17 protein-coding genes and 3 pseudogenes are annotated in these 18,597 nt (G+C 67.6%); 6 read left to right on the top strand and 14 right to left on the bottom strand.

The window, feature by feature from the left end; translation table 11 throughout:
- The first annotated feature begins 266 nt into the window (after positions 1 to 266).
- Positions 267 to 824, top strand: coding sequence for a hypothetical protein (locus M878_RS91170; RefSeq protein ID WP_158692912.1), 558 nt, complete (start codon positions 267 to 269; stop codon positions 822 to 824).
- A gap of 333 nt (positions 825 to 1,157) precedes the next feature.
- Here the strand turns inward: M878_RS91170 and M878_RS91165 are convergent.
- The 4 genes and pseudogenes from M878_RS91165 to M878_RS97110 all read right to left on the bottom strand — a co-directional run.
- Positions 1,158 to 1,745, bottom strand: a pseudogene (locus M878_RS91165) (IS256 family transposase); the annotation flags it as partial.
- Positions 1,746 to 1,835: 90 nt separating this feature from the next.
- Entirely contained in the window at positions 1,836 to 2,408 is a 573-nt protein-coding gene (locus M878_RS91160; protein WP_023553956.1) for a hypothetical protein, read from the bottom strand.
- The gene (locus M878_RS91155) at positions 2,408 to 4,399 is read right to left on the bottom strand and encodes a DnaB-like helicase C-terminal domain-containing protein (protein WP_023553955.1); all 1,992 of its coding nucleotides are present in this window, start codon (positions 4,397 to 4,399) and stop codon (positions 2,408 to 2,410) included. Before M878_RS91155 ends, M878_RS91160 begins: the two co-directional genes overlap by 1 nt.
- A 174-nt stretch (positions 4,400 to 4,573) precedes the next feature.
- The gene (locus M878_RS97110; RefSeq protein ID WP_037731335.1) at positions 4,574 to 5,938 is read right to left on the bottom strand and encodes a S53 family peptidase; all 1,365 of its coding nucleotides are present in this window, start codon (positions 5,936 to 5,938) and stop codon (positions 4,574 to 4,576) included.
- Between the two features lie 557 nt (positions 5,939 to 6,495).
- Between M878_RS97110 and M878_RS000000100900 the strand changes: the two genes are divergently transcribed.
- Positions 6,496 to 6,816 carry a hypothetical protein gene (locus M878_RS000000100900; RefSeq protein WP_245238344.1) on the top strand — a complete coding sequence of 107 codons (321 nt, stop codon included), beginning with the start codon at positions 6,496 to 6,498 and terminating at the stop codon, positions 6,814 to 6,816.
- Positions 6,817 to 7,433: 617 nt separating this feature from the next.
- Here the strand turns inward: M878_RS000000100900 and M878_RS91150 are convergent.
- Complete coding sequence (locus tag M878_RS91150; RefSeq protein WP_031227363.1) at positions 7,434 to 8,036, bottom strand: TetR/AcrR family transcriptional regulator; 603 nt, start codon at positions 8,034 to 8,036, stop codon at positions 7,434 to 7,436.
- Positions 8,037 to 8,109: 73 nt separating this feature from the next.
- Here M878_RS91150 and M878_RS50545 point away from each other — a divergent pair, with 73 nt between their 5' ends.
- On the top strand, positions 8,110 to 8,937 hold the full coding sequence (locus tag M878_RS50545; RefSeq protein ID WP_031227362.1) for a class I SAM-dependent methyltransferase: 828 nt from the start codon (positions 8,110 to 8,112) through the stop codon (positions 8,935 to 8,937).
- A 710-nt stretch (positions 8,938 to 9,647) separates the two neighbouring features.
- On the opposite strand, the gene M878_RS91145 is transcribed toward M878_RS50545, so the two are convergent.
- The 5 genes and pseudogenes from M878_RS91145 to M878_RS91135 all read right to left on the bottom strand — a co-directional run bounded on the left by M878_RS91145 (position 9,648) and on the right by M878_RS91135 (position 12,621).
- Positions 9,648 to 10,040 carry a hypothetical protein gene (locus M878_RS91145; protein ID WP_158692911.1) on the bottom strand — a complete coding sequence of 131 codons (393 nt, stop codon included), beginning with the start codon at positions 10,038 to 10,040 and terminating at the stop codon, positions 9,648 to 9,650.
- 80 nt (positions 10,041 to 10,120) lie between these two features.
- Positions 10,121 to 10,606 carry a DUF2690 domain-containing protein gene (locus tag M878_RS95805; RefSeq protein WP_158692909.1) on the bottom strand — a complete coding sequence of 162 codons (486 nt, stop codon included), beginning with the start codon at positions 10,604 to 10,606 and terminating at the stop codon, positions 10,121 to 10,123.
- A gap of 274 nt (positions 10,607 to 10,880) precedes the next feature.
- Positions 10,881 to 11,873, bottom strand: coding sequence for a helix-turn-helix domain-containing protein (locus M878_RS98115; RefSeq protein ID WP_209445702.1), 993 nt, complete (start codon positions 11,871 to 11,873; stop codon positions 10,881 to 10,883).
- A 54-nt stretch (positions 11,874 to 11,927) separates the two neighbouring features.
- A pseudogene (locus M878_RS99165) lies at positions 11,928 to 12,122 on the bottom strand (transposase); the annotation flags it as partial.
- A 163-nt stretch (positions 12,123 to 12,285) separates the two neighbouring features.
- Positions 12,286 to 12,621 carry a hypothetical protein gene (locus M878_RS91135; RefSeq protein ID WP_023553945.1) on the bottom strand — a complete coding sequence of 112 codons (336 nt, stop codon included), beginning with the start codon at positions 12,619 to 12,621 and terminating at the stop codon, positions 12,286 to 12,288.
- A gap of 306 nt (positions 12,622 to 12,927) precedes the next feature.
- On the opposite strand from M878_RS91135, the gene M878_RS91130 reads away from it, so the two are divergent.
- Complete coding sequence (locus M878_RS91130) at positions 12,928 to 13,155, top strand: hypothetical protein (RefSeq protein WP_023553944.1); 228 nt, start codon at positions 12,928 to 12,930, stop codon at positions 13,153 to 13,155.
- Here the strand turns inward: M878_RS91130 and M878_RS95795 are convergent.
- Together M878_RS95795 and ltrA are read right to left on the bottom strand one after the other, a co-directional pair.
- A pseudogene (locus M878_RS95795) lies at positions 13,155 to 13,340 on the bottom strand (IS110 family transposase); the annotation flags it as partial. The gene M878_RS91130 and the pseudogene M878_RS95795 sit on opposite strands and share 1 nt — an antisense overlap.
- Positions 13,341 to 13,597: 257 nt before the next feature.
- Complete coding sequence (gene ltrA / locus M878_RS91125; protein WP_023553943.1) at positions 13,598 to 14,854, bottom strand: group II intron reverse transcriptase/maturase; 1,257 nt, start codon at positions 14,852 to 14,854, stop codon at positions 13,598 to 13,600.
- Between the two features lie 888 nt (positions 14,855 to 15,742).
- Here ltrA and M878_RS91120 point away from each other — a divergent pair.
- Positions 15,743 to 16,132: a hypothetical protein gene (locus M878_RS91120; RefSeq protein WP_023553942.1), complete on the top strand. Its 390-nt coding sequence runs from the start codon at positions 15,743 to 15,745 to the stop codon at positions 16,130 to 16,132.
- A 393-nt stretch (positions 16,133 to 16,525) separates the two neighbouring features.
- Here M878_RS91120 and M878_RS98110 read toward each other — a convergent pair whose 3' ends face one another.
- Positions 16,526 to 16,771, bottom strand: a complete 246-nt coding sequence (locus M878_RS98110; protein ID WP_158692906.1) for a mercury transporter — start codon at positions 16,769 to 16,771, stop codon at positions 16,526 to 16,528.
- Positions 16,772 to 16,782: 11 nt separating this feature from the next.
- Entirely contained in the window at positions 16,783 to 17,736 is a 954-nt protein-coding gene (locus M878_RS91115; RefSeq protein WP_023553941.1) for an alkylmercury lyase family protein, read from the bottom strand.
- A 75-nt stretch (positions 17,737 to 17,811) separates the two neighbouring features.
- Between M878_RS91115 and M878_RS91110 the strand changes: the two genes are divergently transcribed.
- Positions 17,812 to 18,210, top strand: coding sequence for a MerR family DNA-binding protein (locus tag M878_RS91110; RefSeq protein ID WP_023553940.1), 399 nt, complete (start codon positions 17,812 to 17,814; stop codon positions 18,208 to 18,210).
- Positions 18,211 to 18,597: the final 387 nt, after the last annotated feature.

The raw sequence follows: 18,597 nt of genomic DNA, 5'->3' as shown, positions 1-18,597 counted from the left end.
GCGTTGGGGCCGATCTTCGCGCGCATGGTGGCTGCCCCAGGCGCACCTGGGGGGCGCATCGACCATGCCCTGCCGCCACGGGCTGACCTGGCGAAAGGACGGATCTAGGACGGCCGCAGGACGCAGGTCGGTAGCTTCACCCACACCGCGAGCGCCTGCGAGCCAGACGGTGCCGCACAGCGCCCCGCTGCCAGGACTACGGCTCCGGGGCCGGCCCCAAGGGGGGACATGCCAGACATAACCGGAGGACAAGGGGTGCGACAGGGATGAAGCGGACCAGAAATCTCGCCACGGTCCTGGCCGTAGGCGTAACAGCCCTTGCCCTCAGCACGCAAACGGCTAGCGCAACCCTCAACATCCCGAGCACAACCGTGCAGAACAACGCCAGCGGCAACTGCGTCATTGCACGCAGCACTTCGTCGGCCGGCATAGGCAACTCCTGCGGCTGGGCCGGCACATACTTCCGCATCATCAGCGCCGCCCCCGACGCCGGAGGCCACGCCTACGTGCAGATCCAGACCACCCAAGACGACCAGACCGGCCCCGGCTACTGCCTGTACGCCGTTGGACAGGGCACCGGCCCCTCTGGCGCCTCTGCCGGTTCCTCCGACGTGGAATTGATCCCCTGCTCCTACAACGACCCCCGTGCCATATGGGCTGTGGCCAGGGCCGGAGCCACCACCAACGGCTACACTCCCGAGACGTTCTTCGCCTTCGACGGACGCGTCTGCCTGGACGGCGGTTTCGGGACCCTATACGCCTATCGCGAGGAGGGCTGCAACCCCGGCAACGCCTGGCAGGTGTGGAGCGTGTACACCGGCTGAACCACGACGAAGCCCGATGCCGCGAGGCATCTCGGAGTCCCGCCCGGTACGTACGCCGAAACAGGCTCCGCAATCCGGAGCCGGCTCAAGGTAGCCGGCAGTGCTGCCACCTACGAGCGCGCGCTGCGACAGATCACGGCGGATGAGAGAGCCTGCTCCTTAGCGTTTTTGGTCGACCGGCTCGACCGGCTCGGCATCGAGGTGAGCACTTCAGCTGGCGAACGCCGCCAACTGAAGTGCTCAGTGTGCGACACGAGGTCGCACCAGGTAAGCAAGGACAGCCACGTGAAGGAGGTATCGAGCGGCTGAACTTCGGGCCAGTGTCCAAGTCCACTTCACGTGGATCGCGTCCACGAAGACCACCGGGCAGACGCGATCCAGCGGACGTGACTGCCATTCGGCCATGCCCTCCGTCACCGCGTCGGTGATCGTGGTGATGGTCTGTTTGGAGACGTTCGCTCCGTACACCTCGGCCAGATGGGCCGATATCTCCCCGTGCGTGAGCCCCTTCGCGGACAGGGACAGCACCATCTCGTCAACGCCGGTCAGGCGGCGCTGCCGCTTCTTGACGATCTGCGGCTCGAACGTGTCGGCCACATCGCGGGGCACCTTCACCTCGACCGGGCCGACGTCGGTCAGCACGGTCTTCGACCGGGTGCCGTTACGGCTGTTGCCGCTGTTCCGGCCTGCCGCGTCGTGCTTGTCGTAGCCGACGTGATCGGTGATCTCGCCCTCCAGGGCGGACTCCAGTGCCCGCTTGGTCAGCTGCTGCAGCAGCCCGCCCTCCCCGGTCAGCTGCAGCCCGTCATTGCGGGCACGGTCGACCAGCATCGCGACCAACTGCTCGTCCGACACCGCCTCCGCAGCCGACTGGACCACCGGCGCCTCGACGGCCTCGGTGTCCACGATGGTCTCGCTCATCAGGCGTCTCCTTGATCATCGGATCCGCCGTCTATTGGACACTCCTGGTGCGGATTCCGTTGCGGCGGCGGGCGGTTCAGCTGCGTGTTGCTACCGGAGTTCGATGGAGTACGAGGTGCCGGGGAACTCCCATCCGTCGGTGCCTTCACCGATGTCCGCCACGATGATGTCGTCGATGAAGTGGTCCTCGAAGTCGTCGTCGGTGAGCTCGCCGGCCAGCCAGAGTTCCTCGATTGCGTGCCAGTCGCCGCGGCTGCCGTCGATGCGCAGCGGGGCGGCTCGTCGGTTGCCGCGCTCACGTTCGTCATCGCCTGTCTTGACGATGCCACTGATCTCGAACTGGCCCCTCTTGACGTGGTCGGGGATCGGTTCGGCGGGGACGATGGCGGCGTTCTCGTATGCGGTGTGGATGAGGTCGCGGTAACTGCGGCGGATGTTGTACTCGGGATCGGACAGCCAGTTGATCAGGGTCTGGGTCGTCACGTGGAGGCCGGCGTCCTCCAGGGCCTGGTAGCCGCGGCGGGTTCCGGTCAGCTGGGAGAGCTGGGCGTGCCAGTGCTTGGCGTTGTACGTGGACAGCCGGTGGCGGGGGGTGGCCTGGGAGCGCAGCAGGGCATTGAGGGCGGCTCCCAGGGAGTTTCCGTGGCCGGTGGGCCCGGCCATCAGTCATCACCTTCGGGGATGATCTCGCCGCGCTGGACGAACTTGGCTTTTACTTCGCCGAAGCCGGTTCCGATCCGGTACGTGGCGGGCGGTGTGCCGGGGGGTGTCCAGAAGACGGCCGCGTCGACGTTGCGCAGGGCGATGAGTTTGTGGCCGTCCTGGACGGCCCGGAAGGCTACCGACCAGTGGCGCACGGAGGCTTCGGCGACCATGCTCATGCGCCAGTCGGGCCGCCAGAACGGGGACTTCTGGTCCGGGCGCTTGGGCCACAGCAGGCGCAGCGCGATGGACAGCCGGGTCTTGTACGCCTTGTACGACTCACCGCCGATCTGGACGAGCTCGGTCCGTGCCTTCCGGGTGGCTTCGTAGAAGGGCTTGAACAGGGACTCGTTGGCCTTCCCGGTCCAGGAGTCGTGAATGGTCGGCGCGGCGCCGAGGTGTCCCTCCCGGACGAGTTTCTCCAGCTGCTTGAGGTGCGGGGTGGTGACCCACACGCGACCGTCCTCGTCGGGCCGCTCGATCATGCGCCCCAGTGGGTGCGGCATGTCGGTGCGGTGCCACTGTGGGATGTCGATGAGGTAGATGCCGGCCTTCGTCTTGTCGAACGCGTCGAGCGGGCCGGTATGAAGGAGCTTGTTCGGAGCGAGGGGAACGGCCGAACAGGCGGAGGGGAAGCTGCCATTGCGGTCGATCAGGCACAGCACGCCCTCGCCGAAGGAGCCCGGCACGTCGAGCTTGTCGCGCCTGACGCGCTTTCCGTTCGCCTTGATGTAGGGAACGCGGGTAAGGGTGACGTCGGGGTGGACCCAGCGCGGTTCGCCGTCCATGTCCTCGCTGATCAGGGTCCACGGGGCACTGTCGCGTTCCTCGGTGCGGATGACGGGGATCGGGTGCATCTTCGAGCGGGCGACCGCGTCCTTGAGGATCTTCAGGGCGGGGAAGACGTGGCCCTCGGGCTCGTCCTCCTCATCCCCCGCTACCAGGCCGTCCCCGTCGTCTCCTTCGTCTACGGCGTCGGGGACTTGCGCACTGTCAGCGGCGGTTTGGACAGCGGCAACGGCGGGCTGCTCGGTGGTGCCGGCGGACGCGGCGCTGCTGTACGCCTGCAGCGCAGCGGCGAGGCGGCGTCCTTCAGCAGTGTCCGGCAGCTGCGGCGGTACCGCGGCCGCCTCGGCGAGCGACGGCCCGAGATCCGTAAGGGATTCCGGGTCGCCGTTGGCCAGTGCGGTGCGCAGTGCCGCCAACACGTGGGTGACGGAGGCGGGCAGCCCCTGTTGGGCGCCGGACGTGTACGGGAGCGCGGCTTCGGCCAGCTCCCGCTCCACCGCATAGCCCAGAGACGGTGCGGGTCCTTCGCCGCCCGTCCGGCCGACCGGGGCCACTCCGGCGTCGAGGAAGCGGGCGTGCAGCAGGTCGGGCCGCAGGTACGCCGAGTCGATCGCACCGAAGTCCCGCTCCGCGACCGTCACCTGGACCTTGGCAGGGTCCCCGGTCGGGGCGAGCGTCACCAGGACATCGGCGTCCATCAGGCGCAGGAGGGTGGGATCGTCGCTGTCCACGATGGCGAGCACCGGGACGTCCAGGGCGCGCGCGAGGCCGGCCAGGACCTGGGAGGCGCTCGGAAGGCGGTCGCCGGACAGGGGGAGCCGGGCGTTGTGGGCGGTCTGGAGCCGGTCCACGACCACGAGAGCCAGGTCCTGAACGTACGGGGCGGTCTCCGCGATCGCCTCGGCGGTCAGATCACTGCCGTCGTCGATCAGCAGCGGCGCCTGGACCAACTGCTGGGCGACCTGCTGCTCGTGTTCGGTGAGGCGGCCCTGCTTCAGACGCGGGTAATCGCCCCCGGTCTCCGCAGAGATGATCCGGCGCATGATGTCGGCCTGGTTCGGCCCCGACGCCGCGTACAGAACCTTGTGATTGTCGACGAGTGCGGTCTGCCGTGCAGCGGCCAGTCCCAGCAGGCTTCCACCGACGTTCGGAGCGGCCGCCACGAGCGTTAGCCGGCCTGCGTGCAGACCGCCTGTCGCCCCGTCCAGCCCAGGCAGCCCGAACGTGGTGCTGCCGGATGGGCAGCACGGGCTTCGCCTCGGCATGGCCGACCACAGACAGCCGGGGGCCCGCGCAGCCTTGTCATGCTGCTGCGCGGGCCCCTGGAACCGTGTGGGTCAGCCGCCGTGTGCGGCGCTCACCAGGTCAGGCAGGAGCTTTGCCGCGTTCGGGGTGCCGAGGCCGGTGACCGGGTCCCAGCCCTTGGTCGCCGGGTAGCCGGGCACGGTCGGGTCGGCGGTGTTGTTGCCGGTCGTCGTGTCGTTGAAGTCGACGGTGTACTGGGGTGGATTGGCCCCGATCCGGTACAGCGCGGGGTTGATCAGACCGAGGCCGCCGCCGTTGATCTGGTCGGCGATGGATACCAGGCCCGCCCACTGCGGGCACGACAGCGAAGTGCCCCCGATGTCGTACCAGCCGGTGCTGCACGGGGAACTTCCGCATTTCAGGCCGCTGTTGCCGTCGGGCGGCAGCGATACGTAGACCAGTGCGCCGGTGCTGGGGGCGGCCTGCAGACTCACGTCCGGAACACCGCGTTTGGCCCCGATTGCGGTGCTGCCGTCGGGAAGAGCGCCCGCCTGGTAGTCCGGCCGGTCGAATATTTGACTGTAACCGCCGCCGGAGAAGGTCCAGCCCACCTCCGACTGACCGGAGTCGGTACCGCATACGGCTGGTTTGTCGGCGCTGTCGGTGACGCGTGCGCCCGTCGCGCCGGGGTCGGTGCACAGATACGTGCCGCCGACACCGGTGACCAGCGGGTCGGAGGCGGGCCATTCGACAGACGGGTACGGGATCGGGGTGCCGCCCGACTTGACCGGGGTCTTGGTGGAGTCCGCGGTCCCGTTGTCACCCGAGGAACCCAAGACCGTGACGCCGTTCTGCGTAGCCGACTTGAAGGCGTACCGCAAGCCCTCCAGCGACTGGCTGTTGCCAAAGGCTCCCTCGGCGGAGGCGAAGGACTGCGATATCACCGTGGCCATGTGGTGGTCGATCACGTACTGTTCGGCGGCCATCATCTGCGGGAAACCCTGAACGCCGAGGGTCTCGGCGGTCGGTGTGGTGACGAGCAGGATGTTCGCGCCTGGGGCCATCGCGTGCGCCGTCTCGACGTCGAGGGCGACTTCGAGCGCCCAGGCACTCTTGTCCTCCTGACCTGTGCCCTTGCTGGTGGGCGGCGGTGCCACGGTGGCCGGGGAACCCTGAAGGTGCAGTTCGCCGAACTTCGGCATGCCGGCCTGGCAGGGCACGCCCTCTTCACCGCACATCGCAGCCACCCCGAAGGCCTGGTCGAAAACGTGCAGGTCGTGGGCCATGGTGTCACTGCCATACGAGTCGACGATCGCGATCGTCTGACCTCGGCCGTCATAACCGGCCGCGTGGAGCGGTGTGACGTTGTAAGCCGCGCGTATCGCCTGGGGGCTGAAGCACCGCCGCCCAGCAGAGGCGCACTGCGCCTGCGTGGGCGGCATCTGACTGGACGTCAACTGGAGATAGTCGGCGACAGTCGGATGTACACGCGGGTAGGCGGCTGCCGAAGCTCCACTGGGAGCGGACAAGGTGCCTGTCACCGCGAGCGCGAGGCTGCTCACTGCGGTGAGCAGCCATGTTCTTGCGGGTACTGCCATCGAGAGTCCTCCTGGGGGTACCGAAGGGGACTTGCGCTGACCAGGACCGGGCGTGGTTCAGCACGGAGCGGTCCATTGGTACGTCCACCCAGACAGGAGGGGGGTATGTGAAACAGCTGTGCGGACGGGCAGAGTGTACGGTCCTGTGGTTGCCCCAACAACGGGCTTGGGATCAAAAGTCTTCCGGGATGTGTTCCGCCTCATGGCAGCAGCACGTCCACCACCGAAAACGTCCCGAACACCACTCACCCGCTGCTCCGTCAGCTCGACCAACCGGGGATGGATGCTCGCCGGCAAACCGGCTCCAACCGGACCCGCCCGCCGGGCAGCGAAGCCGCCCGTTCGCCGTCGACGCGATCGACGACCCGGCGCTGCCGGAACTGCTGGCCGAGTTGGCGGCAGCGCGGGCGGACGAGATGGACGCCGACACCGTCAACCGGGAGCTGTCCATCGCGCGCAAGGCGATCGGCTGGTGGCAGCGCCACGGCTGGATCGAAGGCGATCCGACCATCGGCATCGAGCGGCGTCCGGCACCGCCCGACCGCACCAAGGCCCTGGCCGAGAACCAGATCACCGCTCTGTGGCGCCTGGACGTCGCCCTGCGGGAGAAGACGTTCCGCGACGCCTGCCTGGAGGACAGCCTGGACCTCGCCGAACTGGCCTGTTCGGGCACGGTGGCCCGCCCGGCTCACTGGAGCCGCTGTCGGCGACGGCTGCTGCGCGGCCTCATGCGCTGACCACCGGGCACGCGCGCTCACGTCCAGACCGTCCAGAACAGCCCGGCCAGCGTCCGCGACACCGCGTCCAGGCTGGTGTAGTCCAACGACGGCTGCCGTTCTCGCAGGTAGTCCACGATCAGGTCGCGGACTGGGCGACACCAGATCGGATGCGATCCACGAGTTCTTCGATGCTCAGCCGGCCGGCGGCAAGCCCGAATGCCCAGATCGTGGCCGGGGCGTCCTCAGGGAAGACTCCCAAGGCCCGTAGACGAAGGTAGAGCCACTACCGCGACACCGGCCTCGACACGCTGCTCGCCTCGGCCCATGACCGCCGCAGCGTTCCACTCGACCGCTTCAAGTCTTTCCTCCAGGCCGAGTTCGCCTGTTCAACCGGGCCGGACTCCCGTTGCTCCGCAAGCGTGTCCTCCTCGTGGCTTCGTTCACTTCAAGCAATGACGTCAGCGCCGTGTCCACATGATGTCGGGAGGCTGCAGCGTGGTTCCGCGCGCTATGAGAGCGGGGATGGCTGCTCGTGGCCATCGGCGGCTGCGGCCAGGAGGCCGGCCAGGCTCTGAAGGTGGGTGGCCGGACCACGGTAGGCGTACGTGGGTTTACCGAGACCCAGAAGGTCGTCCCTAGGCCGGTCGTCGTTGCACGGCATCGGCGATAACCGCTGTCACGAGCTTGTTGACGGCGGCCGTGGTCGGCGGTCCGGGGTCGCGGTCTGCGAACAGGAGATGCCCGCCACCGACCAGGGAGAGGGTGAGTGAGTCGATATCGGCGTCGGCCGCGATGCGGCCCAGGCCACGCTCGTCGGCCAGATAGATCGAGATCGCAGTCGTTGCCTGGGCGAGGATCGCGATACCGCCTCCTGGCCTGGCTTGCCGCAGCCGTGCGCGCAGCTCATCCCGGAAGGTGATGAGCGGGATGAGTGCCACCGGAATCGGTCCGAACAGGCTGGCCAGCGCGCTGGTGAGGTTGTCGGCCACCGTGCCAGTTCCGGCGGACTCACGCAGCACCCTCGCCTGCGTCTCAAGCTGTGCGGCCCGGTCGAGCACGAGGTCGGTGAGGAAGGCGTCGAAGTCGGCGAAGTGCCGATGCAAGACGCCTTTGGCACAGCCCGCCTCGTCGGTGACGGCCCGGCTGGTCAGCCCGTTCGGCCCGTCCCGCAGAAGCACGCGTTCAGCAGCGTCGAACAGTTGCTGCCGCGCGTCGCGGAGGTGCACCCCAGTTGGCACTCGCAGATCCTCTCGTGCGGTCAGCCCGATGGCATCCGTTGCCTAGTGGGCATTCGCCCACTAAGGTGGGCGCATGCCCACCTTACCGCGAGAACAACCAGAACCATCCCCAGCAGAGCCGCATAAGGCCCGACGGACGGCCGAGTCGTTCGGCGTGGATGCCCAACGCTACGACCAAGCCCGGCCCGCCTACCCCGATGCACTGGTGGCGCGGATCGTCGCAGGGAGCCCCGGGCCCGACGTGCTCGACATCGGCTGCGGCACCGGCATCGCAGCCCGTCAGTTCCAAGCCGCTGGGTGCACCGTGCTCGGCGTCGAGCCCGATGCGCGGATGGCCGATTTCGCACGAGCCCGTGGCCTGGAGGTCGAGGTGGCGGCCTTCGAAGCCTGGCAGCCCGCCGGCCGGACGTTCGACTCGGTCGTCGCCGCCCAGTCGTGGCACTGGGTGGATCCGGTCGCCGGCACCGTGAAGGCGGCACGTGTACTGCGTCCAGAGGGACGGCTGGCGATCTTCGGGCACGTGTACGAGCCGCCTGCCGAGGTGGCTGAACCGTTTGCCGCTGCCTTCCGGCGGGTGGCGCCCGACTCCCCGCTCAGCAGTCAACCTGCCCGACGCCCGCTCGACCTCTACCAGGCAGGATACGCGAAGTTCGCCGACAAGATCCGGGAGACCGAACAGTTCAACGACCCCGAACAGTGGCGATTCGACTGGCAGCAGTCCTACACGCGCGACCAATGGCTGGACCTGCTGCCCACCACCGGCGGCCTCACCCAACTCCGTCCCGATCAGCTGGCCGAAATACTGGACGCGGTCGGGGACGCCATCGACTCCATGGGCGGGCGCTTCACGATGAACTACACGACTCTGGCCGCGACCGCCGTGCGCGTCGACACCCCCTGAGTCCATCCGCCAAGTCGCAGCCGACTTAGGAATCCGCGCAGCCGTTCGATGCTCTGCCGGGCGCAGGCAGAGTGCGGCCAGCGGCGCGGGCGGGCCATACCGGCGGGGGTTGTCGGCCGGGCGGGTGCCGGTGACGACGGGAATGCAGGCGGGGCCGGGGGGCTTCATCGGCGCGGTGTGCGTAAGCAGGGCACCCTGGGTAGCAGTCATCCCCGCGTGATCCGGATGAGCAATTGTCAATAGCTGTGGATCAGTTCACCCTTCTTCATCTCTGCTCGGGAGGCCGGCTTCCGGCTGCCTGCGTAGACGCCTGATCTCCGCGATGTGCCGGGGTACAGCTTCCCGGGCGGCGGCGTTGAAGTGCACGTTCTCGTCCCAGCACTCGTCAGCGGTGTCGACGTAGCGGGGGTGCTGGATCAGAGTCGCGGCGGCGGTCTCGCGATGGCCGAGCTTCCGGAGGGGCCGTGTCCGTCATGCCCCGCAGCGGGCCATCAGCACGTCGAGTGCCTCGTTGAGATATGCGCGGAACTCCCCGCCCTCCAAGGGGCCTTACACCGTGTCCTACATGGTGTAAGCGCGCGCTGATCCTGATTCGGGGGGCGCAAGGGGCCGCCCCACCGCGCTGGTGCGGTGGGGCGGCTTCGGTCAGGGCTCCCCGGCAGGGATTAGACACTCATCACGCGGCATCTGCCAGACCTGCGCACCATGAGTCAGCACCCGTAGTCGAAGTGCGGGCTGTCGCCGATGTGCATCGTGGATCCCACGTAGTAGAAGGCGTGGGCATGCAGGCCCCGATAGCAGCGGATGATCTTCAGTCGAGCCGGTTGGCCTTGCACCGTGTACACGTAGGAGGAGCTGCGGGCGGCGCAGGGATGCCCGTCGTCACGGGGAGCCTCGAGACCTGCGTCACTCCAGATCTCGATGTACATCCTGCAGTTGGAGGGCTGCGGGCCGGGGACGACGTTGAGATACACATCCGCAGTCACGGCGGAGGTGTTGCGGTCGCTGATGCACACGCCGACATCCCAGCCGTTGACCTTGATGTGCGGATTGCAGCCGCCGGTCGCAGCTGATGCGGAAGTGGCAGGGAGGAACACTGCCATGAACAACAGCAGCAGAGTTCCCGCGGTCGCGGCGATGGGGTGGCGCGTGAACCTCGGCCCACCGACTGCTCGTTGCCGTATCACTTCGTGTACCCGGTGCAGGCGCCGTTGTCGCTGTTGACGTCGTTGGCGCATGCCTGCGCCGGCCCTGGCGCGTACACCATGTCCGTGTAGTGCTGGCCCCCCGCGGCGATCTCGACGGCCTCGCCCACCTGGAGATGCGGGCTCTGACGCTCCACGTTGACGGCCCACGTGCTCTCGTAAGCGGCAGTGAAGCGAGTCCAGTTGGGCTTGCAGTGGTTCGACCAGCGCAGTTCGATCTTCCCCCACGGCCTCGTGACGGTGAACCCCGCCACGGTGACCGCGTCCGCGTTGCAGCCCTGCTTGATCGGGTCCTGCCTGTCGCAGTTCTTCTGGCTCGGGCTGGTGTAACAGGGGCCGGTCGACGCGGGCTGGGCGGTTGCCGCGTGGGCACTCGTGGCGGGAAGAAGGAGCAGCCCCGCAGTGGCTACGGACGCGGCCAGAACGCGCAACGTCGTTGCGCGTATCCGGGAATGTGGCAGCACAGAACGCATGGTGAACCTCCGGGAGAGCAGCGGCCCGCTACGACTGCGCGGGATCCTGCCCCACAGGACAGCCACCCGTACGGTGTTCGGCAAGGGGAAAACAACAGAAGTTGTTCGCTTCTGTTCGGACACCGCTGAACAGGGAAAACACTGGCCGTCAGCAACTGTTCAACGGTCGTGCTGGGACCGGACGAAGGACGACCGACAACGGCGTCCGGGTGCTCTGATTCCTGCGGGACAGCATCCGATACCTCACCCGGCATTCGCCGCCCGGTCAGTTCTTGTGGGGGCGGACCCAGACAACAGCGTCGAAGGTCACCTGGTCCGGAGTGCCGACCGCATCGTGCTGTACGTCGGTCACGCGTAGCAGGGCGACCCTGTTGTCGCTGGTGATATCGCACAGCAACCGTCCGGGCCGGATGTCGTGGGCGGCAAGAGCGACTCCGTAATTCTGCTCGAGCGCGCATTCGCTGAAGGTGCCCGTGCTACCGGGAGGGAGGACGGCCATGTCGGCGTTGCGGAGTCCGGTCAGCGCGTGATCAGAGAAGTCGAACTCGACGTCGGTGCTGGTGGGGCCGGGAGCGGCTTGCTCGGCCCAGTCCGGGGCAAGCGAGTCCAGGTCCACGGCACGACCCGGGATCATGATCAGCGGGCCGTGCCTCCGCTCGGGCTCAGGGGTTGGCGCGGTTGCGGTGGTCGGGCTCGCTGACGACACGGTAATCCGCGGTGAACCGTGGGAAGCGATGTGCGCGCGGGGACTGTGATCGCCGTTCGCGCCGACGAGCCCTGTTGCTGTGATGACCGAGGCAGCCGCAGCGCATACGATCAGCACGCCCATCCTTCTGCCGTATCGCCTTTCGGACTTGATCAGCCCGGAGGCGACGCCACCGCTCGCAATGTTCTCCTGCGCGGTTGGCTTGTCCGGAAGGGTGTGGTCTCCGGCCATACCGCGGTCCGCGCTCAGCCCGGCCATCTCACCGCTGGGTTGCCGATTCAGTTCGGTGCGGACATGCTCCCAACGCCGAGTCCACTCGGCCTGCGCTTCCAGGCCTCCCCCACACGCACACACGAAGGCCAGCGTGGTCTCCAAAGTGGGAAGCCGCTTCCCGGCCGCGGCGGTGGACAACGTACTGGGCGCGCAGCCGACTCGACGTGCCATCGACCGGTAGTCCAATGCCCCTGATTTTTCTCGCAGTACCTGCAGGTCGTAGGCGAAACGCTCTAACGGTCCGGCGTCCGGGTCCGGCCGGTTCCGTGCACGTGCCATCGCGCACCCCAAGATCGTCCGAAAAGGCCCCCGATATCGGAGACAGTCAATCATCGATACGCCGAAGCACGGAGGCAAGGATGCCAGCACAACCGCCGACAAGGACGTAGATGACCGCAGCGAACAGCGCCTCATCAGGCGTTTCCTGCGTCGCCCGCCCTGCGGCCCAACCCTCGACTGCGGGATCAGCTGCTCCGAAATCTCCCACAGCCCGTCCGGAACAATCCCACTCCAGGTATCCCACCCCATGGCCAGACCAGCGAGCCCACACGACAAAGGACACGGTGTTGGTCCGAGGGAACTTGAGCGCTCACCCGCACACGCCGTGAATGTGACCGTCACCCGATCGTGCTCCAACTGCGCATGCCACGCCAAGCCGCCCACCGGCCGCAGGGTCTGGTGCCTGCTGGGGTCAAGCCCACCGCACGGGCAGGGTCGAGACGGTGTAGACCAGCACCGCTTCGCGGTCGCTCACGGTCAGGGGCCGGTGGCCTTGAAGGTGGACGTCACGGCTGACTCCTCCACCACCTGCGCGCGGGTCAACGACCTGCCAGGGCGCCGAGCCGTCCGGGGCGACGCCGGGTACCTGGCCGAGGCCCTCTCTAGGCGCCTGGGCCGCCGGATCACCCATGAAGGCCTCGGGCTTGGTTCCCGGCCCGAGGGTGAAGATGAAAGCATCTGGCTGACGCTGGGCTTCGATCCGATCGAGAGAACCGCCCATCGAGCGCAGGTAGAAGGCGTAGGCCACCGACTCGAATGATGGTCTGCTTAATACCGGCCCGGGCTTTCGTCACTGGTGACACGCATCGCCAGCAGAGAGCGCCACCCCCCTACCTGCTCACCCCGGTCTTTCCGCTGACTCCACGACGACGATCAGTCACTGACAGCCACATGCAAACCACCAACAGGACGGGGTGGGTGAGGTTCCCTGAAGCCGAACAGAGCGAGCGGCTGGGGCTACTGGCCGGTGCTGAGGTGTGTTGCCGGACGCGAGCGCCCGTGCGCCCTGCACGCCCTCTGCCGACTGCCGCTCGCACGCCGCACGGTCAACCGCATGGGGGACAACTGGGAACAACAATGCGCGGGACGCGGCGACGACAGCGGCTGTCCGCACGGAGCCGTACTGGCCACCAACGCGGGCATCCTGGAGCACCGGTGCGACGAGTGCCGGGACTACTGGGAGCTGGACGAGACGGAACCGGGACGCCGGGCGGCCGAGGATGACGAGCTGACCCGGCCGCTGGGAGATCCGAGAGAGGCGGGACCGGGAACAGCGGCGTAGGCGGCTCCCCCGTCGGCCAGGTCGATGCCCCAGGCCACCTCGTCGCCCAGGGACAGGACGTCGGCGATGAGTTCGAGAAGCTCGGGCTCGTCGTTGGCGACGCGTTGCGACAGCAGCCGACGGCCGCTTTCGTCGATCGCGGCGCAGTGGTGATGGGTCTTACCTGCGTCGATGCCGGCCCAGATCGCGGCCCTGTGGTGCCTCCGTGCGGTGTGCTGCTGGTGCCTCCCGACGGACGATCTCGCTGTCGATTCCCTACGAATCGATCATTCGCAATTCGTAATTGGCAGCCGAGTCGTCGTGGGGTGCCGAGCGGCCAATCGTCGTAAGCCACTGATGGCAGAAGTTGGTTAGTCGCCGAGTAGCCGAGGGGAATCTCACCCCTCGGCTCTCACAGAACCGTGCGGAACGATCTCTCGTTACACGGCTCCTGCCGTCCTGGTCACCAGGCCGAGGCGGTAGTCCAAGGCCAGTGCGCGAACATGCGGGGATACCGCTTGGCGATCTCCCCCATCTTCGCAATGGCCTTCCGCTTCGCCTTGAGCCGCTCGTACTTCTTGCGGATCCATCGCACCAAGTAGGCGTTGATGCGCGTCAGAAGGGGATCCAGCCCCGACCGCCGGAAGCGGCCGTAGTACTGCATCCACCCCGCCACCCGTGGGTTGACCCACCGGGCGAGATCAACGAAGGAAAGGTCGGCCCGAGTATGAAGGTGCCAGGAACGGACCTCCGCACTGAGCCGCTTCAGGGCCTCTTTACTGATCTCCGGGTCGAAGGAGAGGAAGCTCTCTCCCTTCTTGTCCCGGCTCCTGCGGGCGCGGAAGGTGTATCCAAGGAAGGTGAATGCCGTGTGCTCGTACGAGTTTCGGCGCTTGCCATCCCTGCAGTACACGATCCGGGTCTTGTCGGGATGCAGTCGCAGCCCGACCCGTTCCATCCTGTCCATCAGCGCGGCCAGGACCTCCGTGGCCTGCCGCTCGGTGACGCAGTGGATCACCGCGTCGTCCGCGTAACGCTCGAACCAGACGCCGGGGTACTCCCGGGCCAGCCAGGTGTCGAACGCGTAGTGCATGAACAGGTTCGCCAGCACGGGCGAGACCGGAGATCCTTGAGGGGTCCCGCGGTCCCGGACCAGCAGGCTGCCGTCGGGCTGCTGCATCGGCGCTTGAAGCCACCTCCGCACATACAAAATCACCCATACGGCGTCGGTGTGGGCTTCCACCGCCTTGACCAGGAGGTCCCACCGGACGCTGTCGAAGAACTTGGCGACATCGAGGTCGATGACCCAGTTCCTCTTCCAGCAGCGGTCCCGGCAGCGTGCGACCGCGTCCAGCGCCGACCGTCCGGGCCGGTATCCATACGAATCCGGATGGAATACAGGCTCCACCCGGCGCATGAGATGCCTGGCCACCACAGTCTGCGCCACCCGGTCAGCCACACAAGGAATCCCGAGGATTCTCGTGCCTCCACCATGCGGCTTAGGAATCTCCACCGCGCGCACCGGTTGCGGAAAGTAAGACCCCGACGACATCCGGTTCCAGACCTTGTAGAGGTTCCCCTTCAGATCCTTCTCGAACTCGTCCAGAGATTGCCCATCCACCCCGGGAGCGCCTTTGTTCGCCCTGACTTCCTCCCACGCCTCCTTGACTTCCCACTTTGAAATCTCAAACGGCTTGGCCTGTGACTTCAACTGGTCCACCGAATTCCTCCCGGGCACCGCCCGGTTGACGCGATCAACTCAGCCACGAACGACCCGGCCCCTTCGCTCCACCCCCGTTACAGGGGCTTCGCCACTACTACGAGCCGGTCCGCCGGCGCGCCTGACCTCGGTACTCGATCCCTTGCAGTTTCGGCTGCTTGGGACACTCCCTCTCACTCGCCATTACGACGAGCAGCGGCAAGGAACGCCTTCTCCTGTTCCATACGGAAGCCGCAGACCGGGCTCACGTCGCCTGCATGCCGGACACCGACTGGCCAGTAAACGGGCACCCGCCAGACTCGTCCCGGGATTGGGTATACACCCCGGTTTTGATGTCACCTTTGACTCTTACGACACGTCAGCAGCGATTCACTTGCGTTCGTCTTCCCGATCCCCACCTGACGCCTCTTACGACGCCTTTTCCTCGTCGCTCACCACGACGGTCTTCAGCCAACGCAGCACGAGGTGGTTTGAAGCCTCCCCCCGCAGGGCGACTCCGAAGGGCCAACAACCTTCATCTTCCGCACAGCATCACTTCAAGAGCTGCTCCTACAACCAGCTCCATCCACGTTCAGGACACAAACACCCGGCATCCCTGGGGCGCCAACCATACGAAGGGCTCGCCCAGTCCCGAAGAAGAACGTGGGGAAGTCAGTCGGGGGCAGCGCCTCCGACCTGGGCCGACTGGGTTGGCCGTCAGACAGTGCCTCTCGGTAAGTGCACGGTGAGGCAGCCCGGTGATCGTCTGACGCCAGTTACGAGGTAGTGAGAATCGGGGGACAACTACTGGGCAAGCCAACCACTCTTCTCCGATGGAAGTGCGTCAATCAAGCAGCTATGAAGCCTAGTTGACGCAAAGGGGACGGAGATATCCAAGGAGATCCGAGTATGAAGCTTGGCATGAAGCGGCTCGCGATGGTCACCGCGCTGGGTGTGACCTCGGCAGGACTGGCGGCATCCCCGGCGTTCGCGAAGGGCGACATCTCGATTCAGGCCACCCCCCACACCGCGCATGCCAGCCACGTGGTGAAGGTACGCGGCTACGGAGATAACGACGCCGAACAGTACACCATACAGGAGCGGTCCGGCAAACCCGGCCACTGGGGCCACTGGCACGCCGTCACGCGGAGCTTCTCCGGTGATGCGCGCGCAAACGTCAAGGCCACGCACACAGGCGAGCTGCAGTTCCGTTCAGTGCTGTATTCGACCGACAAGCACCACCAGCACGCGAAGACGGACCGCACCTCCACGCCGGTGACCGTCCACGTCGTCCGCTAACCGACGCAAGAGCACCGCACGCCGATCGACCGCCTTCACCGCAACGGCGCGGCCGTTCCGGTGAAGGCGGCACCGCTCCCCGCCCGCGCCGTCCTCACTGGCTCGATGCAGAGCATCCGCGTACGACACCTCGACGTACTGCCCAGCGCCTTCCACCCCAGCCAGTACAGCCATGCAACACCCTCAGAGCGCTCACCCCGCACGACGTAACGGCTGAGTTCGCTGTCAAACGTCCGATGGGATGACAGGGGACAATCACTTTGCCAGGCGCCCCGCGGTCGGCGTTTTCGATGTTCACGAGAATCGACAGCGCCTGGGCCAGGCACGGGCCGGCGCTTGGGGAAGCTCGGTGAGGTCGGCAGCAGCAGGTGACCTGGCGTCCGAACATCCCGATCATTGAGAGCGACCTGGTGGGCGGCAGGACCGCCGGCCGCGTCGTAGCCACCAAGCCACGGCCCCGGTGATCAGCAGCGCGGCGGCGGTGACGGACCAGTTGCTGAGCCAGGCGGCGAGCGCGCCCGAGGCCGCGGCGATGATCAGGGCGGGTCCCGCGCAGCAGACGATGGCTGCCGTGGCGGCCGCGAGCAGGGCCGCTGTTCCTCTCCGGGTGGCCGGGTCGTGGCGTTGGGGCGGGTTCATGGCGGTCCGGCTCACGGTGCGGGTGCGGCCAGCAGGGGGCCAAAGATGTCTGCGCCCAAGCGCTCGGCCTCGGCTTGGTCCAGGACGGCGCCGCTCATGCCGGCGTGCTGTCCGGTCCACTGCTCCGCGGTGCCGCGCGCGGTGAAAAAGCGCAGGTAGCCACAGCAGACTGTGGCGGCCGGGCCGTCGCCGGGGCGGGTGCCGCAGTAGACCACCGAGGTGGCTGGCTGCCAGGTGGCCCTTCCGCCGGTGAACTCCACGCGGACAGGGTCGCCGGTGACTGGGTCGTTGGAGGTGATGATGGCGTCGGTGCCCAGCATGGCGGGGATGCCGAGCGCGTCGATCGCGCACATCGACCACACCGTCGCGCCGCCGGCGATCTGCACGGCGTGCTCGGTGGGGGTAGCGGAGAACGGGTACGCGGCCTGGATGCGACCGGTGCCGTCCAGGGTGAGGAAGTCCTCGGCGGCCAGCTGGGCGAGCACCTGGGCGGCGCGGACGCCGAAGGGCTCGGCCGCCGACTCCAACTCGGCGGCCGCGGGCGGGGCGCCGGTGGTGGCGAAGGAACGCAGGACGGCCTGCTGCACCGCCCGCAGGCCCCGTTCGACCGGCGCGAGACGACCCCGCCCGGCCCGGCCGACAGCCTGGTCCGCCCCCGTGGTGGCCGTGGTGCCGAGGACCTGCCGCAGCGCCTCGACGGACGGCGCCCCGTCGACCCGGCCGTCCGCTCCACGGTAGAGCCGGCAGGACAGGCCGGCCGCGGTGCCCGGAGCGGCGAACGGATCGCGCCCGTCGACCAGCAGCGTCGGCGAGCCGTGCATGCCCCTGCGCTCGGCCTCGGCCTGGCCGTCGACCACGTGCCCGGTCAGCTCCACGTCCGCACGGCCGGCGAGGGCGAGCGCCAGCCGCTCCTTGAGTACCGGGCCGTTCGGGCAGTCCGGGACGGTCAGCATCTCCACACGCATCGGCGGCACCTCCAGGTCACGCGGCCCACGCTAGACCTTCCATTACGCTGGAAGGTCAAGGGCTACCGTGGAGGTATGCGCATCGGAGCCCTCGCCGCCGCCACCGGCACCACCACCAAGACCCTTCGTTACTACGAGCAGGCCGGGCTGCTGGCGGACCCGCCCCGCACCTCGGGCGGCTACCGCGACTACCCGGCCCATGCGCGGGCCCGGGTCGGCTTCATCCGCTCCGCCCAGGCGGCCGGCCTCAGCCTCGCCGAGATCCGTGACATCCTGGCCATCCGCGACGGCGGTCACCCGCCCTGCGGCCACGTCACCGAGCTCCTCGGCCGGCACCTCGCCGACGTGGAGCACCGGATCGCCGAACTGGAGGCGACCCGCGCCACGCTGCGCGAGCTGACCCGCACCGCCTCCACAACCGACCCTGCCACCTGCACCGAGGGCGACATCTGCCGCATCCTCACCGCCGGCTGAGCCGGCACGAGTGGCCCCTGGGGACCATCGCCCAGCCGACTGCGGTCAGACTCCAACAGCTAGGACTACACCTGCACCCGCCTGAGCAGAACCGCTGTCCGCCAGTGCTCTCAGAACCCGTGAATATGTCGAACCCCGGCCCACCCCCCGGCTCCCCCCAACTCATGGACAAGCGCTGCCCGCTCTCGTGAACAGTGCCACCCGGCCTGTTCTGAGATGTCGGTCTGCTGCTCACCGCCGTACGAGGGCCTCGCCCCCGCCTGCCTCACAGCCATTACCCGTTGATCTGGCCGGGGTTGGGAAAGGAAGAAGGGCATGGGAGGAGCCTTCCGGTCGAGTCGCCATTGAAGGCGAAGTACGCCCCGCCGGCCAGGGTGGAGGGAGGCT

This window comes from Streptomyces roseochromogenus subsp. oscitans DS 12.976 (assembly GCF_000497445.1).
GTDB classification, from domain to species: Bacteria; Actinomycetota; Actinomycetes; order Streptomycetales; family Streptomycetaceae; genus Streptomyces; species Streptomyces oscitans.
This window is presented reverse-complemented; position numbering and strand designations above follow the sequence as displayed.

What these genes read in the sequence shown, in the direction of transcription:
- M878_RS91170 (WP_158692912.1), top strand. Translation starts at nt 267, where the DNA reads ATGAAGCGGACCAGAAATCTCGCCACGGTCCTGGCCGTAGGCGTAACA.
- M878_RS91160 (WP_023553956.1), bottom strand. Translation starts at nt 2,408, where the DNA reads ATGGCCGGGCCCACCGGCCACGGAAACTCCCTGGGAGCCGCCCTCAAT.
- M878_RS000000100900 (WP_245238344.1), top strand. Translation starts at nt 6,496, where the DNA reads ATGGACGCCGACACCGTCAACCGGGAGCTGTCCATCGCGCGCAAGGCG.
- M878_RS50545 (WP_031227362.1), top strand. Translation starts at nt 8,110, where the DNA reads ATGCCCACCTTACCGCGAGAACAACCAGAACCATCCCCAGCAGAGCCG.
- M878_RS91145 (WP_158692911.1), bottom strand. Translation starts at nt 10,040, where the DNA reads ATGGCAGTGTTCCTCCCTGCCACTTCCGCATCAGCTGCGACCGGCGGC.
- M878_RS98115 (WP_209445702.1), bottom strand. Translation starts at nt 11,873, where the DNA reads ATGGCACGTGCACGGAACCGGCCGGACCCGGACGCCGGACCGTTAGAG.
- M878_RS91130 (WP_023553944.1), top strand. Translation starts at nt 12,928, where the DNA reads ATGGGGGACAACTGGGAACAACAATGCGCGGGACGCGGCGACGACAGC.
- M878_RS91120 (WP_023553942.1), top strand. Translation starts at nt 15,743, where the DNA reads ATGAAGCTTGGCATGAAGCGGCTCGCGATGGTCACCGCGCTGGGTGTG.
- M878_RS98110 (WP_158692906.1), bottom strand. Translation starts at nt 16,771, where the DNA reads ATGAACCCGCCCCAACGCCACGACCCGGCCACCCGGAGAGGAACAGCG.
- M878_RS91115 (WP_023553941.1), bottom strand. Translation starts at nt 17,736, where the DNA reads ATGCGTGTGGAGATGCTGACCGTCCCGGACTGCCCGAACGGCCCGGTA.
- M878_RS91110 (WP_023553940.1), top strand. Translation starts at nt 17,812, where the DNA reads ATGCGCATCGGAGCCCTCGCCGCCGCCACCGGCACCACCACCAAGACC.